At 74.5% G+C, this 12,863-nt stretch carries 16 protein-coding genes; 12 read left to right on the top strand and 4 right to left on the bottom strand.

Features of this window, described 5'->3' with window-relative positions; all coding sequences use genetic code 11:
* The first annotated feature begins 83 nt into the window (after nucleotides 1–83).
* From NP048_RS13895 to NP048_RS13880, 4 genes are all read left to right on the top strand, one after another.
* The gene (locus NP048_RS13895; protein WP_227576212.1) at nucleotides 84–1,304 is read left to right on the top strand and encodes an acetoin utilization protein AcuC; all 1,221 of its coding nucleotides are present in this window, start codon (nucleotides 84–86) and stop codon (nucleotides 1,302–1,304) included.
* A gap of 161 nt (nucleotides 1,305–1,465) precedes the next feature.
* On the top strand, nucleotides 1,466–1,702 hold the full coding sequence (locus NP048_RS13890; protein WP_227576211.1) for a helix-turn-helix domain-containing protein: 237 nt from the start codon (nucleotides 1,466–1,468) through the stop codon (nucleotides 1,700–1,702).
* 185 nt (nucleotides 1,703–1,887) lie between these two features.
* Nucleotides 1,888–1,986 (top strand): 30S ribosomal protein bS22, encoded by a 99-nt coding sequence (locus NP048_RS13885; RefSeq protein ID WP_003792170.1) that lies wholly within the window; start codon nucleotides 1,888–1,890, stop codon nucleotides 1,984–1,986.
* A gap of 126 nt (nucleotides 1,987–2,112) precedes the next feature.
* Complete coding sequence (locus tag NP048_RS13880; protein ID WP_227576210.1) at nucleotides 2,113–3,429, top strand: glycoside hydrolase family 27 protein; 1,317 nt, start codon at nucleotides 2,113–2,115, stop codon at nucleotides 3,427–3,429.
* 22 nt (nucleotides 3,430–3,451) lie between these two features.
* Here the strand turns inward: NP048_RS13880 and NP048_RS13875 are convergent, their stop codons facing one another.
* Together NP048_RS13875 and NP048_RS13870 are read right to left on the bottom strand one after the other, a co-directional pair.
* Complete coding sequence (locus NP048_RS13875; protein ID WP_227576209.1) at nucleotides 3,452–3,997, bottom strand: GNAT family N-acetyltransferase; 546 nt, start codon at nucleotides 3,995–3,997, stop codon at nucleotides 3,452–3,454.
* A complete protein-coding gene (locus NP048_RS13870; RefSeq protein WP_227576208.1) occupies nucleotides 3,994–4,860 on the bottom strand; it encodes an HAD family hydrolase in 867 nt (288 codons plus the stop codon). The genes NP048_RS13875 and NP048_RS13870 overlap by 4 nt, the downstream gene beginning before the upstream one ends.
* 82 nt (nucleotides 4,861–4,942) lie before the next feature.
* On the opposite strand from NP048_RS13870, the gene NP048_RS13865 reads away from it, so the two are divergent.
* Together NP048_RS13865 and NP048_RS13860 are read left to right on the top strand one after the other, a co-directional pair.
* Nucleotides 4,943–5,221, top strand: coding sequence for a glutaredoxin family protein (locus NP048_RS13865; RefSeq protein ID WP_227576207.1), 279 nt, complete (start codon nucleotides 4,943–4,945; stop codon nucleotides 5,219–5,221).
* A 52-nt stretch (nucleotides 5,222–5,273) separates the two neighbouring features.
* Nucleotides 5,274–5,972, top strand: a complete 699-nt coding sequence (locus NP048_RS13860) for a redox-sensing transcriptional repressor Rex (protein ID WP_227576206.1) — start codon at nucleotides 5,274–5,276, stop codon at nucleotides 5,970–5,972.
* Between the two features lie 126 nt (nucleotides 5,973–6,098).
* On the opposite strand, the gene NP048_RS13855 is transcribed toward NP048_RS13860, so the two are convergent.
* A complete protein-coding gene (locus NP048_RS13855) occupies nucleotides 6,099–6,644 on the bottom strand; it encodes a YceI family protein (RefSeq protein WP_227576205.1) in 546 nt (181 codons plus the stop codon).
* A 110-nt stretch (nucleotides 6,645–6,754) separates the two neighbouring features.
* On the opposite strand from NP048_RS13855, the gene NP048_RS13850 reads away from it, so the two are divergent.
* Genes NP048_RS13850 through ccsB form a run of 6 tightly spaced genes read left to right on the top strand, consistent with a single transcriptional unit; the run spans nucleotide 6,755 to nucleotide 12,422 of the window.
* Complete coding sequence (locus tag NP048_RS13850; protein ID WP_227576204.1) at nucleotides 6,755–7,333, top strand: MarR family winged helix-turn-helix transcriptional regulator; 579 nt, start codon at nucleotides 6,755–6,757, stop codon at nucleotides 7,331–7,333.
* A 45-nt stretch (nucleotides 7,334–7,378) separates the two neighbouring features.
* Nucleotides 7,379–8,035 carry a histidine phosphatase family protein gene (locus tag NP048_RS13845; protein WP_227576203.1) on the top strand — a complete coding sequence of 219 codons (657 nt, stop codon included), beginning with the start codon at nucleotides 7,379–7,381 and terminating at the stop codon, nucleotides 8,033–8,035.
* Nucleotide 8,036: 1 nt separating this feature from the next.
* Complete coding sequence (locus NP048_RS13840) at nucleotides 8,037–8,660, top strand: TlpA family protein disulfide reductase (RefSeq protein ID WP_227576202.1); 624 nt, start codon at nucleotides 8,037–8,039, stop codon at nucleotides 8,658–8,660.
* Nucleotides 8,657–9,598, top strand: coding sequence for a cytochrome c biogenesis CcdA family protein (locus NP048_RS13835; RefSeq protein WP_227576201.1), 942 nt, complete (start codon nucleotides 8,657–8,659; stop codon nucleotides 9,596–9,598). The genes NP048_RS13840 and NP048_RS13835 overlap by 4 nt, the downstream gene beginning before the upstream one ends.
* Nucleotides 9,595–11,406, top strand: coding sequence for a cytochrome c biogenesis protein ResB (gene resB / locus NP048_RS13830; protein ID WP_227576200.1), 1,812 nt, complete (start codon nucleotides 9,595–9,597; stop codon nucleotides 11,404–11,406). Before NP048_RS13835 ends, resB begins: the two co-directional genes overlap by 4 nt.
* Nucleotides 11,403–12,422, top strand: coding sequence for a c-type cytochrome biogenesis protein CcsB (gene ccsB, locus NP048_RS13825; protein WP_227576199.1), 1,020 nt, complete (start codon nucleotides 11,403–11,405; stop codon nucleotides 12,420–12,422). Before resB ends, ccsB begins: the two co-directional genes overlap by 4 nt.
* A 49-nt stretch (nucleotides 12,423–12,471) precedes the next feature.
* Here the strand turns inward: ccsB and NP048_RS13820 are convergent, their stop codons facing one another.
* Nucleotides 12,472–12,831 (bottom strand): PLDc N-terminal domain-containing protein, encoded by a 360-nt coding sequence (locus NP048_RS13820; RefSeq protein ID WP_227576198.1) that lies wholly within the window; start codon nucleotides 12,829–12,831, stop codon nucleotides 12,472–12,474.
* Nucleotides 12,832–12,863 lie beyond the last annotated feature (32 nt).

The following is a 12,863-nucleotide window of genomic DNA, read 5'->3' as shown; positions in this document are numbered from 1 at the left end:
CGTCCTGGCCGGGCCGGCGTCGGGTCGGGGTGCGGCGGCCCGTCGGGTCGACATGTCGGCCGCGGCGGTGGCAGCGTGGCCCCATGACCGCCACCGACGCGACACCCGCTGCGTCGGGTGACGGGCCCGCGACGTTGCGCGTGGTGTGGTCCACCGAGCTGCTCGCGTACGACTTCGGGTTCGGCCACCCGATGACGTCGGACCGGATCGACCTGACCATCGCGCTGGCCGCACAGCTCGGGCTCCTCGACAGGCCCGGCGTCGAGGTGGTGGGCGCCGAGCCCGCGTCGGACGCCCTGCTGGCCACGGTGCACGACCCGGAGTACGTCGCCGCGGTCCACGCGGCGGCCGAGCGTGGTGTGCCCGACCTGGTCCGCGGCCTCGGGACGCGCGACGACCCGCTGTTCCCGCAGATGCACGAGGCCGCGGCCCGCATGGTGGCGGGGACCGTCGATGCGGCCCGGGCCGTGTGGGACGGTCGCGCGGAGCACGCCGTGAACGTCGGCGGCGGGCTGCACCACGCCCGGGCGGGAGCCGCGTCCGGCTTCTGCGTGTACAACGACGCCGCGGTGGCGATCCGCGACCTGCTCGACGCGGGTGCCCGGCGCGTCGCGTACGTCGACGTGGACGCGCACCACGGCGACGGTGTGCAGTCCGTCTTCTGGGACGACCCGCGGGTGCTGACCGTGTCGGTGCACGAGACCGGGCACGCCCTGTTCCCCGGGACGGGGTACCCGACGGAGACCGGCGGGCCGCGCGCGGACGGGACGGCGGTCAACGTCGCGCTGCCGTCGCGGACGGGGGACGCGGGCTGGCTGCGGGCGATCGACGCGGTCGTGCCGGCGGTGGTGCGCGAGTTCGCGCCCGACGTACTCGTCACGCAGCACGGCTGCGACACGCACCTCATGGACCCGCTCGCGACGCTGCGGGTGTCGGTCGATGCGCAGCTGGTGGTCTCGACGCTGCTGCACGACCTCGCCCACGAGGTGTGCGGCGGGCGGTGGGTCGCGCTGGGCGGCGGCGGGTACGCCCTGCTCGACGTCGTGCCGCGCACGTGGGCGCACCTGCTGGGCGTGGCCGCGCACCGTCCGGTGGACCCGGCCACCCCCGTCCCGCAGGTGTGGCTGGACGTCGTGCGGCAGCGGTACGGCCGCGACGCCGTGCCGATGATGACGGACGGCGCCGCGGCGACGTTCAAGCCCTGGACGGGCGGGTACGACCCGGCCGACGACGTCGACCGCGCCGTCCGCGCCACGCGCGCGGCCGTCTTCCCGTCCCTGGGACTGGACCCCGACCTCGACTGACGGTCGCGACCCGCCGGGACGCAGGACCCGTGCCGCACGGGTGGGCCGGGCGGGTGTCTCCTCTTTCCCACCCGTCACACGCGCCACTACTGTGAGGTCAGTGCCCGGGCAACCTCGGGTGAGCGAAGCCGGCGCGCCCCGGCCATCGGGAGGGCCGGAGCATGAACGAGGAGCAGGGCGTGCCGCAGGGTCGCGTGCGGTTCCTCACGGTCGTCGAGGTCGCGGACCTCATGCGGGTCTCGCGGATGACCGTGTACCGGCTCGTCCACGCGGGCGAGCTGCCGGCCGTGCGCGTCGGGCGCTCGTTCCGCGTGCCGCAGGACGCGCTGGACGCCTACCTGCGCTCGTCGGCGACCGTCGAGCCGGAGACCTTCGGCGAGGGCCGCCGCACCTCCTGACGGTGCGCGCCGCGGGTGGTCCGGCGTCGAGCGCGGTTCGCGGTCGCGGCGCCGGATCGCGTAAGGTGGGTTCTCGGACTTCTGCGTGCGTGGGTGAGTCGGGTGGGCCCGATGCGCACCGCGCGTCGATCGACCACCAACTCGCGGCCATGTCGGGTCGCGACCGGACACGAGTGAGGACCGCTATGGGCTCCGTCATCAAGAAGCGTCGCAAGCGCATGGCGAAGAAGAAGCACCGCAAGCTGCTGCGCAAGACGCGCCACCAGCGTCGCAACAAGAAGTGAGCTGAGCGCCGTTCGTCGGCGCGCAGTGCACCACGGGCCCGGTCGACGACCGGGCCCGACGTGTGTCCGCCGCCGGGCGCAGCCTGCACGACGACGACGACGTCGACGTCGAGAGGGAGGGGCGCCATGGCGACCGCACTGACCCCACCCATGGGGTGGAACAGCTGGGACTGCTACGGCACGACCGTCACCGAGGCGGAGGTGCTGGCCAACGCGAGGTTCATGGCCGAGCACCTCCTGCCGCACGGCTGGGACACCGTCGTCGTCGACATCGACTGGTCCGACCCGGCGGCGCGGCCCCACGGCTACACCGACGACGCCGACCTCGTGCTCGACGTCCACGGCTACCCGCAGCCCGCACCGGGACGCTTCCCCTCGGCCGCCGGCGGTCGCGGGTTCGCCGACCTGGCCGCGCAGGTGCATGCGCTCGGTCTGCGGTTCGGCGTCCACGCGCTGCGCGGCATCCCGCGTCGCGCCGTCGCGGCCCGGCTGCCCGTCGTCGGCGCGTCCGACGACGTGACCACGGCCGACATCGCGGACACGGCGTCCACGTGCCCGTGGAACGGTCACATGTACGGGCTCGACCACGCCCACCCGGGGGCGCAGGTGTGGCTCGACGGCCTGGTGGCGCAGCTCGCCTCGTGGGGCGTGGACCTCGTCAAGGTCGACGACATGCTGGCGCCGTTCCACGCCGACGCGGTCGCGGCGTGGTCGCGTGCGATCGAGCGGTCGGGACGCGACATCGTGCTGTCGCTCTCTCCCGGTACCGCCCTGTCGACGGCGCACCTTCCGGTGCTGCGCACGCACGCGCAGATGTGGCGGGTGTGCGACGACCTGTGGGACCGGTGGCAGGACGTCCACGCCAACTTCGCGCGGCTCGCGCGCTGGGCGCCGTTCCAGCAGCCCGGTGGCTGGGCGGACGCCGACATGCTGCCGCTGGGTCGCATCGGCATCCGCGCCGAGCGGGGCGAGGACCGGGCCTCGCGCCTCACGCCGGACGAGCAGCGCACGCTGCTGACGCTCTGGGTCATGGCGCGCTCGCCGCTCATGATGGGCGGCGACCTTCCGACGTCGGACGCCGCGACGATCGCGCTGCTCACGACCCCCGCCGTGGGCCACGTCCTGCGGACGTCGACGGACGGTCGCGAGCTGCTGCGCGAACCGGCCGACGACGGCGAGGTCGTCGTGTGGTCGGCGCGCTCTGCCGCGGAACCGACCCGTTACGTCGCGGTGTTCTGGACGGGGACGGGGACCCGCACCCAGTCGCTCGCGCTGTCCGCCCTCGTGGGGGACGCGGCGGCCGCCCGCCGGTGGATCGTCCGGGACCTGTGGACGGGTACCCCGCTGCCGGACCCCGCCCTCGATCCCGGGCGGCTCGACGCGCAGCTGACGTTCCAGGTGCCGTCGCACGGCGTGCGGTGGGTCGCCCTCGACCCCGTCTGACCCCGCAGCGGTGCGCCTCGGGTCAGAGCGGGCGCTCCAGCACGTAGTCGTCCTCGAGGCGGGCCCCGACCTGGAAGCGCTTGACCCCGACGACGGCGAACCCCTCGCGCGCGTAGAACGCCTGGGCGCGGGCGTTGTGCTGGTTGACGCCCAGCCAGATGCCCGCGCCGCCCAGGGCTCGGGCGTGGTCGAACGACGTGCGCAGCAGAGCGGACGCCACACCCGCGCCGTGGTGGTCGGGGTGGACGTAGCACTTCGAGAGCTCGATCGCGGGGCGGATGTGCACGGCCGCCCGGGCGTCGTCGTCGGTGGGCTCGCCGGCGACGAGCATCGTGTAGCCCAGGAGCTCGTCGTCAGGGGTCGCTGCGACGAGGACCGCACGGTCGGCGTCCGACATGTGCTGCGTGAAACGCTCGGCGCTCAGGTTCTCCTGGAGGAACGCGCGCTGGTCGTCCGCCGTCGAGCCCGGGGGGCACGCGAGGGGGAACGTCACGGCGGCGAGCGAGGCGAGCGACGTCGCGTCGTGCGGCCGCGCGGTGCGCACGGCCCAGTCGGTGCGGGTCCTCATCCTGCTCCTAGCCGTCGTCGGACCGAGCGGCTCACGGCGCGCACCACGACGGCCACGGCCCAGGCCAGACCGGCGAGGCTCGCGGCGTTCACGCCGCGCCGCGCCTGGCGGCGTCGTGACCGGAACTCGCGCACCGGCCAGCCGACCTCGGCGGCGTGCCGGCGCAGCCGCCGGTCCGGGTTGATGGCGCACGGGTGCCCGACGGCCGAGAGGATCGGCACGTCGTTCGTCGAGTCGCCGTACGCGTGGCACGCGCTCAGGTCGTACCCCTCGCGCTCGGCCAGCGCGCGGACCGCGTTGGCCTTGGCCTCGCCGTGCAGCAGGTCGCCGACCAGCCGGCCGGTGTAGAAGCCGTTCTCGTGCTCCGCGACCGTCCCCAGCGCGCCCGACGTCCCCAGGCGGCGCGCGATCAGCTCACCGATCTCCACCGGCGTCGCGGTGACGAGCCACACGGCGTGCCCCGCGGCCAGGTGCGCGTCGAGCAGCGCACGCGTACCCGGGTAGATGCGCAGGCTGAGCACCTCGTCGTAGACGTCCTCGGCGATGGCCGTCACCTCGGCGACCGAGCGCCCCCGCATGATCTCGAGCGCACGGCTGCGCAGCTCGTCGATCTGGCGCCGGTTCTCGCCGAAGGTGAGGTAGCGCGCCTGCTGCACCGCGAACCGGACGAGGTCGCGCTTGCGGAAGAAGCCGCGCCCGTACAGCCCGACCGCGAGGTGGAACGAGCTGGCCCCGCGGATGATCGTGTTGTCGACGTCGAAGAACGCGCCGACGCGGGTGTCGTCCGGGACGAGCGCGGCACGCGGCGTCTCGACTGTCGCGGCGACGACGGAGCGCTCGTCAGTACCGTCGCCCGCGTGCATCCGGCCACTCTAACGAGACGGACGCCGCGCGTCGCGGACCGGCGGCACGGCGAGTGCGCGTGGCGGTCTAGCGTGGTCGTCCATGAGCGAGGCGACGACGGCCCGGGTCGTCCTGTACGGGCGTGCCGGCTGCCACCTGTGCGACGACGCGCGTGACCTCGTCGAGCGCGTGTGCGCGGACGTGGGGGCGACGTGGGCGGAGGTCGACGTGGACCGTCCGGGGCCCGACGGGAGCGTGCTCGCGGACGAGCTGGGGGAGATGGTGCCGGTCGTCGACGTCGACGGGGTGCGTCGTGGCTACTGGCGGATCGACGAGGCGCGCCTGAGGCGGGCCCTCGCGACGGGCGGCAGCAGGCCCTAGCGTGTGACACCTGGCGCCGGGGCCGTGCCCGGTGCAGGGGTCGGAGGCTCGGGTGGACGATCGGCGCAGCGCTGCGCGACGGGACGGCGAGCGGCGTGCCGCTCGCGAGGGCCAGCCGGTGCCGCCCGCGACGGTCGGCCGCCTGCCGGGCTACCTGCGCGCGTTGGAGGTGACGGCGTCGGAGGGTGCCGTCCTGACGTCGTCCGACGAGCTCGCGGCCCGCGCGGGGGTCACGCCGGCGCAGCTGCGCAAGGACCTGTCGTTCCTCGGGTCGTACGGGCGTCGGGGCATCGGGTACGACGTGGGGCACCTGCGGGAGCAGATCACCGTGGTCCTCGGCCTGGCGGACGTGCGCCGGGTGCTGCTGGTCGGGGTGGGCAACCTGGGGCACGCGCTGGCGAACTACGCGGGCATCGCGGACCGCGGGTTCGTGCTGGTGGGCCTGCTCGACGTGGACCCCGCGGTGGTCGGCACGACGGTGGCGGGCCTCGAGGTCGAGCACGCCGACGACCTGCGCGCGGTGGTGCGACGCACCGGTGCGACCATCGGGGTGCTGACGACGCCCGCGGCGGTCGCCCAGGGCGTGTGTGACGAGCTGGTCGCGGCCGGGGTCGTGGGCATCCTGACGTTCGCACCCGGGGCGCTGCGCGTCCCTGCGCACGTGGACGTGCGGACCGTCGACGTCGCGTCCGAGCTGCAGATCCTGGCGTTCCACGACCGTGCGCGCAGCGTCGGCGGCGGAGCCTCGTGAGGTCCGTGGCGTGCTGCGGGGCGGGAGGTCGGCGGTCGGTGAGGTGGGCTGCGCGCCGCGAGGGCGCGACCCGTGGGGTCGCGCCCTCGCGGGGACGTGCGTGCCGGCGGGCGCCGGCCGGGGGTGTCAGGCCTTGATGGCCGAGACGTCCAGGTCGATGCGGACCTTGTCGGCCACGAGCACGCCGCCGGCCTCGAGTGCCGCGTTCCAGGTCAGGCCGAAGTCCTTGCGCGAGATGATCACCTTGGCCTCGAAGCCCGCGCGCGTGTTGCCGAAGGGGTCGACGGCGGTGCCGTTGAACTCGGTCTCGAGCTCGACCTCGCGCGTGACGCCGTGGATCGTCAGGTCGCCGACGATGACGTGGTCCGACCCGGACGTGCGGATCGCGGTGGACCGGAACGTCCACTCGCCGAAGGTCTCGACCTCGAAGAAGTCGTTGCTCTTGAGGTGCCCGTCGCGGTTGGCGTCGCCCGTGTTGACGGTCGCCGGGTCGAGCGTGACGGCGACGGACGACGACTCGAGGTCCTCGCCGACGGTCAGGATGCCCGAGGTCACCGCGACGGTGCCGCGGACCTTGGAGATGCCCGCGTGGCGGACCGTGAAGGACGCCTCCGTGTGCGAGGGGTCGATGTTCCAGGTGCCGGCGGTCAGGCCGGTGGGCAGCGCGGTCATGGGGTCCTCCGTGGTCGGTGCCGAGCAAATCATTGATTCGACAAGTATCTGTGGTTGATATTTCTACTACAATGGGGTGCCAGCCGCAACCCCCCACCGAGGAGGACGACGTGCCGACCCGCAGCACGACCCCTGATCGATGGGCCGACGACGGCGGTACGCCCCAGGGTCGACCCGCCCCGGCGGACCCGCAGACCGGGCAGGACGACGTGCGTTGGCTCACCGAGACCCAGCAGCGTCAGTGGCGGGCCTTCCGCGACGGCACCGCCCTGCTCTTCGACGTCCTGGCCCGGGAGCTCGACGACGGGAGCGGCCTGTCGCTGGGGGAGTACGAGGTGCTCGTGCGGTTGTCCGAGGCGCCCGCGCACGCCCTGCGCATGTCCGAGCTGGCCGACGACCTCGCGCACTCCCGCAGCCGGCTCACCCACACGGTGGCACGCATGGAACGGGACGGGATCGTGCGCCGTGAGCCCGCCCGTGACGACGCCCGCGGCGTGAACTGCGTGCTCACCGAGCGCGGGCTGCAGGTCCTGGTGGCCGCAGCGCCCGGGCACGTGGAGTCGGTCCGCGCGCACCTCGTCGACGTGCTCGACGACGAGCAGCTCGCGGCGCTCGGCACGGCCATGCAGGTCGTGATCGAGCACCTGCGCGCGCCGGCCGGCGACGACGACACGACTCCCACCGCCTGAGGTCGGGCGGACCGGACACCCCCCAGACTTTGCGAGACTGTGCACATGGTCGCCACGACGGTCCACCTGCTGCGGCACGGTGAGGTCCACAACCCCGAAGGCCTGCTCTACGGCAGGCTGCCCGGCTACCGGCTCTCCGAGCGCGGTCAGCAGATGGCCGAGCTCGTCGCGCGCACGCTGGCCGGCGAGCACGACGCGCCCGCGCGCGACGTCGTCGTCGTCACGGCATCCCCGCTGCAGCGCGCGCAGGAGACGGCCGCCCCCATCGCCGCGGCGTTCGGGCTCCCCGTCGGGACCGACGACCGGCTGATCGAGGCCGACAACCACTTCCAGGGCAAGCGGTTCGGTGTCGGCGACGGCTCGCTGCGCCACCCCGAGCACTGGCCGCACCTGCGCAACCCCTTCCGCCCGTCCTGGGGGGAGCCCTACGTCGAGCAGGTCGACCGCATGCTCGCCGCGGTGGACGCGGCACGCGTGGCCGCACGCGGCCACGAGGCCGTCCTCGTGAGCCACCAGCTGCCGATCTGGGTGACGCGGCTGGCGCTCGAGAACCGCCGCCTGTGGCACGACCCCCGCCGTCGCCAGTGCTCGCTGGCCTCGCTCACGTCCCTGCGCTTCGAGGACGACGCGCTCGTCGGCGTCGGCTACGGCGAGCCCGCCGCCGCGCTGCTGCCCGGTGCGTCACCGGTCGCCGGAGCCTGATGTGCGCGCACGTCCCGACCGGAACCGGCCCGCCGTCGCCGTCGTGACGGCGGCGACCGCGCTCGCCCTCGCGCTCGGCGGCTGTGCCGACGACTCGGGGGGCGGCGCCCAGGGCGGTTCGGCGCAGGACGTCGTCGACCAGGGTTACCAGTCCGGGGACGGCACGACGACGACCTGGGCGCCCGCCGACCGCGTCGGGCCGCTCGAGATCACGGGCACCGACTACGAGGGCACGGCGCAGGACCTGGCGACATGGCGCGGCGACGTCGTGCTGCTCAACACCTGGTACGCCGCGTGCCCACCGTGCCGGGCCGAGGCCCCCGACCTCGCCGCCGTCGCGACCGACTACGCCGACCAGGGTCTGCGCGTGCTGGGGATCAACAGCCGCGACGCGGCCGGGACCGCCCAGGCGTTCCAGCGTCAGCTCGAGGTGTCGTACCCGTCGCTCGACGACAGGGGCGGCGAGGCGATCGCCGCGCTGCAGGGCGTCGTGCCGGTCAACGCCGTGCCCACGACCATCCTCCTCGACCGTGAGGGCAAGGTCGCCGCGCGCGTGCTCGGCCTCGTGCGGGCCTCGACGCTGCGTGCGCTCGTGGAGGAGCTCCTGGCCGAGGAGACGGCGTGAGCGCGGCGGTGCTCGCGCTCGGGATCGGCTCGACCGTCGTCGAGGGCTCGCTGCTGCTCGCGGTGCCCGTCGCGCTGCTCGCCGGCCTCGTGTCGTTCGCGTCGCCGTGCGTCCTGCCCCTCGTCCCCGGCTACGTCGGGCTGCTCGGAGGGCTGGTCGGCGGGGAACGGCGCTCACCCGGCGCGCGGCTCGGGCTCGTGGACGCCACGGACGTCGCACGCATCGGCGCGCGCCCCGGGCGCACCGGGAGCCGCGGGGCCTTCGTCGCGGACGTGCCCGTCGTGCACGACGCGGACGCGGCAGTGCCGCTACCGGCGGCCGGCGACGCGCTGCCGTCGGTCGCGCCCGCCGCCCGCCGCACGCTCGCCCTGGGCGTCTCCCTGTTCGTCGCCGGGTTCTCCGCGGTCTTCGTCGCCTTCGGGGCGCTCGCCGGATCGCTGGGTGCCGCTCTGTGGCAGTGGCAGGACCCGGTGAGCCGCGTGCTCGGTGCGCTGACCGTGGTGCTCGGGCTGGCGTTCCTCGGGGCCGTCCCGTTCCTCGCCCGGGAGCGCCGCCTGCGGCTCGCCCCGCGCGCCGGCGTGTGGGGCGCACCCCTGCTCGGGGTCGCGTTCGGCCTGGGTTGGACCCCGTGCATCGGCCCGACCCTCGCGGCGATCCTCACGCTGTCCCTCACCGGTGGCTCCGCGGGACGCGGCGCGCTCCTTGCCGCCGCGTTCTGCGTCGGGCTGGGGCTGCCGTTCGTGCTCGTGGGACTCGGTCTGCAGCGGTCGCGGCACGCGCTGCGGTGGCTGCGACGGCACCGGCTCGCCGTGCAGCGGGTCGGCGGCGGCCTGCTCGTCGTGCTCGGCCTGGCGCTGCTGACCGGCGCCTGGGGGACGTGGTCGGCGTGGCTGCAAGGCGTCCTGACCGGTGGCGACCCGTTCGTGCCCGCGCTGTGAGCGGCGACACGACCCCGGGCGGCGTCGGGACGGGCTACCGCCCCGACGGCCTCGACGACCCCTTCACGGACGGCGGCGAGCCGGCACCCACCGGCCGGAGCGGCCTCGACGCGCAGCTTCCCGCCCTCGGCGCGGTCGGCTGGCTGCGCTGGGCGTGGCGCCAGCTCACCAGCATGCGCGTCGCGCTGCTGCTCCTGGTGCTCCTGGCCGTCGCGGCCGTGCCCGGCACGATGTTCCCGCAGCGTCCCCAGGACCCCGCGGCCGTGGCCGAGTACCTCACGGAGCACGCGTCCACCGGCCCCTGGCTCGACCGGCTCGGGTTCTTCGACGTGTACGCCTCGGTCTGGTTCTCGGCCATCTACCTGCTGCTGTTCGTGTCCCTGGTCGGCTGCATCGTGCCGCGGGCGCGGGTGCACGCGGCAGCGCTGCGGGGCCGTCCGCCGCGCACGCCGCGCCGGTTCGGCCGGTTCCCCGCCCAGGGCGCGGGGACGTCGCCCGACGCACCGCAGGCCGTCGCGGAGCGCGCTGCCGCGGTCCTGCGCCGCCGCCGGTTCGGCGTCCCGGCGTTCCGCGTCGACGTCCACGACGAGGGCGCCGGGACCTGGTCGGTGTCCGCCGAGCGCGGCTACCTGCGGGAGACCGGCAACCTGCTGTTCCACCTGGCGTTGCTGGGCCTGCTCGTGGCTATGGCGACCGGCCAGATGCTGCACTACCGCGGCCAGGCGATCGTCGTGCAGGGGACCGGTTTCGCCAACGTGCAGGCGTCCTACGACACCTTCGAGCGAGGGGCCGCGTTCGACCCCGCGGACCTCGTGCCGTTCACGATGCGTCTCGACGACTTCGAGGCCCGGTTCGACCCGCAGACCCTGCAGTCGCGCGACTTCACCGCGCACGTCACGGTCACCGAGCCCGGGGGCGAGCCCGAGCAGCGCACGGTCAAGGTGAACCACCCGACCGTCGCCGGTGACGCCAAGGTGTACCTCCAGGGCAACGGCTACGCGCCCGAGCTCACGGTGCGCGACGCTGCCGGTGAGGTCGCGTTCTCCGGTGCCGTGCCGTTCCTCCCGCAGGACGACGTGTACACGTCGCGGGGTGTCGTCAAGGTGCCCGACGTGTCCGGTGACCAGCCGCAGGTCGGCCTCGTCGGGTACCTCCTGCCCACGGCCGTCGAGCCGGCCGAGGGGCTGTGGCGCTCGATCGACCCGCAGCCGGTCGACCCGCTGCTGGTGCTGTCCGTCTGGTCGGGCAACCTCGGGCTCGACACGGGTGTGCCGCAGAACGTGTACCGGCTCGACGAGTCGCGCATGGAGCAGGCCGTCGACGCGGCGGGTGACGCGGTGACGCTGTACGTGCGCCCGGGCGAGACGGTCGAGCTGCCCGACGGGCTGGGCACCCTGACGTTCGAGTCGCTGCCGCGCTTCGTCGCCCTCGACCTGCGGCACGACCCGTCCCTCGCCTGGGTCCTCACGTTCGCCCTGCTCGCGGTCGGCGGCCTCATGGCCTCGCTGTTCGCGCCGCGGCGGCGACTGTGGGTGCGCGCGGCGCCCGGCGGCACCACGGACGAAGGTCCTGGTGGTGCGACTACAGTGGTCACGGCCGCCGGGCTCGCCCGTGGTGACGACCTCGGCCTGCAGCCCGAGCTCGACCACGTCCTCGCGGAGGTGCTCGGCGCACGACCGGCCGTGTCGGGCGACACGACCGAGCACGACACGACCGAGCACGACACGACCGAGCACGACACGAACGTCCACGACACGACCGGTCCTGGCACGACCAGGCCCGGCGCCCCGCAGGAGGACAGGACATGAACGTCGCCGAGCTGAGCGACCTGTTCGTCTGGTCGGCCGCGACCGCCCTGACCATCACGCTGATCGCGTACTCGGCCGAGCTGGCCCGCATCACCGAGGCAGCGCAGGCCGCGCGCGGGGCGCGCGAGCTCGTCACCGTCGGCGGCGGCGCCACGGCCACGGCGGTGACGCCGCCGGCAGCGGACGAGGGGACGGCGCCGCGCGGGCGGGCTGCGGGCATCGCACGCTCCACCCTCGTGCTGGGGACGCTCCTGCTGCTGGTGGGCATCGTGCTGCGGGGGGTCGCGGCCGGTCGGTCGCCGACCGCCAACATGTACGAGTTCACGATCGTCGGGATGTTCTGCGCGCTCGTCGCGCTCGTCGTCCAGCAGCGCCGCCGCCCCATCGCGTTCGTCGGGGTCGTCGTGTCCGGCATCGCCGTGCTGGGCCTGGTCCTCGCGCTCAACGTCCTGCACGTGCAGGCCGACGCGGTGCAGCCCGCGCTGCAGCGGTACTGGCTCGTCATCCACGTCGGCGTCGCGATCATCGCCACGGGCATCTCCACCGTGGCCTTCGCCACGACCGTCCTGCAGGTGCTGCGCGACGCGCGCGACCAGGGCCGGTCCCGCCTCGAACAGCCCTGGGCGCGGCTCGACGGCGTACGTCAGGCGTTCCACGGCGCCCGCGTCACCGGGCCCGGGTTCGCCTGGCTCGAGCAGGTGCCCGAGGCTCGCCGCCTCGAGGCCTCGGCGTTCCGGCAGCACGCGGTCGCGTTCGTCCTGTGGACGCTGACGCTCGTCGGCGGCTCGATCTGGGCCGAGGAGGCCTGGGGCCGGTACTGGGGCTGGGACCCCAAGGAGGTCGGCACGTTCGTCACGTGGGTCGTGTACGCCGCCTACCTGCACGCGCGCACCACACGCGGCTGGGCCGGGCGCCGCGCCGCGTACCTCGTGTTCGTCGCCTACGGCGTCGTGATCGCGAACTTCACGGTCGTCAACCTGTTCCTGCCCGGCAACCACTCGTACTCCGGGCTCTGAGCAGGCGCCCGGCGGGTCCGCGCACTGCGGGCCCGTCGCGAGCGGACGCTCAGGCGGCCGGCGTGCCGTCCGCGGAGCCGGTGCCGTCCGCGCTCTCGTCCCGCGGTCCCTGCCCCTGCGCGCCGTCCTGACGCTCGCGCCGGCGGCGTTCCTGGTCGAGCCGGAAGAGGAACTCCGGGTCGTCGTCCGGGGCGACGGGGCCACCGCCGCGACCCGCGGCGCCCTGGTGCGGGGTCCAGCGGCTCACGAGGAGCCACACCACGCCGCCGACGACCGGGACCAGCACGACGAGCAGCAGCCACAGTAGGACGGGCAGCCCGCGCCGTCTGCGCTCGTCGCTGCCCACCACGTCGAAGACGCAGTAGACGACGAAGGCGACGAGGAGCACGAGCGGCAGGTACCTGAGCACCTGTCCACCCTAGACGTGACGGCGGGCGCCTA

The organism is Cellulomonas xiejunii, from assembly GCF_024508315.1.
GTDB classification, from domain to species: Bacteria; Actinomycetota; Actinomycetes; order Actinomycetales; family Cellulomonadaceae; genus Cellulomonas; species Cellulomonas xiejunii.
This window is presented reverse-complemented; position numbering and strand designations above follow the sequence as displayed.

Bases quoted from the DNA above. Each gene is read 5' to 3' on its own strand.
- NP048_RS13895 (WP_227576212.1), top strand. From the start codon at position 84: ATGACCGCCACCGACGCGACACCCGCTGCGTCGGGTGACGGGCCCGCG.
- NP048_RS13890 (WP_227576211.1), top strand. From the start codon at position 1,466: ATGAACGAGGAGCAGGGCGTGCCGCAGGGTCGCGTGCGGTTCCTCACG.
- NP048_RS13885 (WP_003792170.1), top strand. From the start codon at position 1,888: ATGGGCTCCGTCATCAAGAAGCGTCGCAAGCGCATGGCGAAGAAGAAG.
- NP048_RS13880 (WP_227576210.1), top strand. From the start codon at position 2,113: ATGGCGACCGCACTGACCCCACCCATGGGGTGGAACAGCTGGGACTGC.
- NP048_RS13875 (WP_227576209.1), bottom strand. From the start codon at position 3,997: ATGAGGACCCGCACCGACTGGGCCGTGCGCACCGCGCGGCCGCACGAC.
- NP048_RS13870 (WP_227576208.1), bottom strand. From the start codon at position 4,860: ATGCACGCGGGCGACGGTACTGACGAGCGCTCCGTCGTCGCCGCGACA.
- NP048_RS13865 (WP_227576207.1), top strand. From the start codon at position 4,943: ATGAGCGAGGCGACGACGGCCCGGGTCGTCCTGTACGGGCGTGCCGGC.
- NP048_RS13855 (WP_227576205.1), bottom strand. From the start codon at position 6,644: ATGACCGCGCTGCCCACCGGCCTGACCGCCGGCACCTGGAACATCGAC.
- NP048_RS13845 (WP_227576203.1), top strand. From the start codon at position 7,379: ATGGTCGCCACGACGGTCCACCTGCTGCGGCACGGTGAGGTCCACAAC.
- ccsB (WP_227576199.1), top strand. From the start codon at position 11,403: ATGAACGTCGCCGAGCTGAGCGACCTGTTCGTCTGGTCGGCCGCGACC.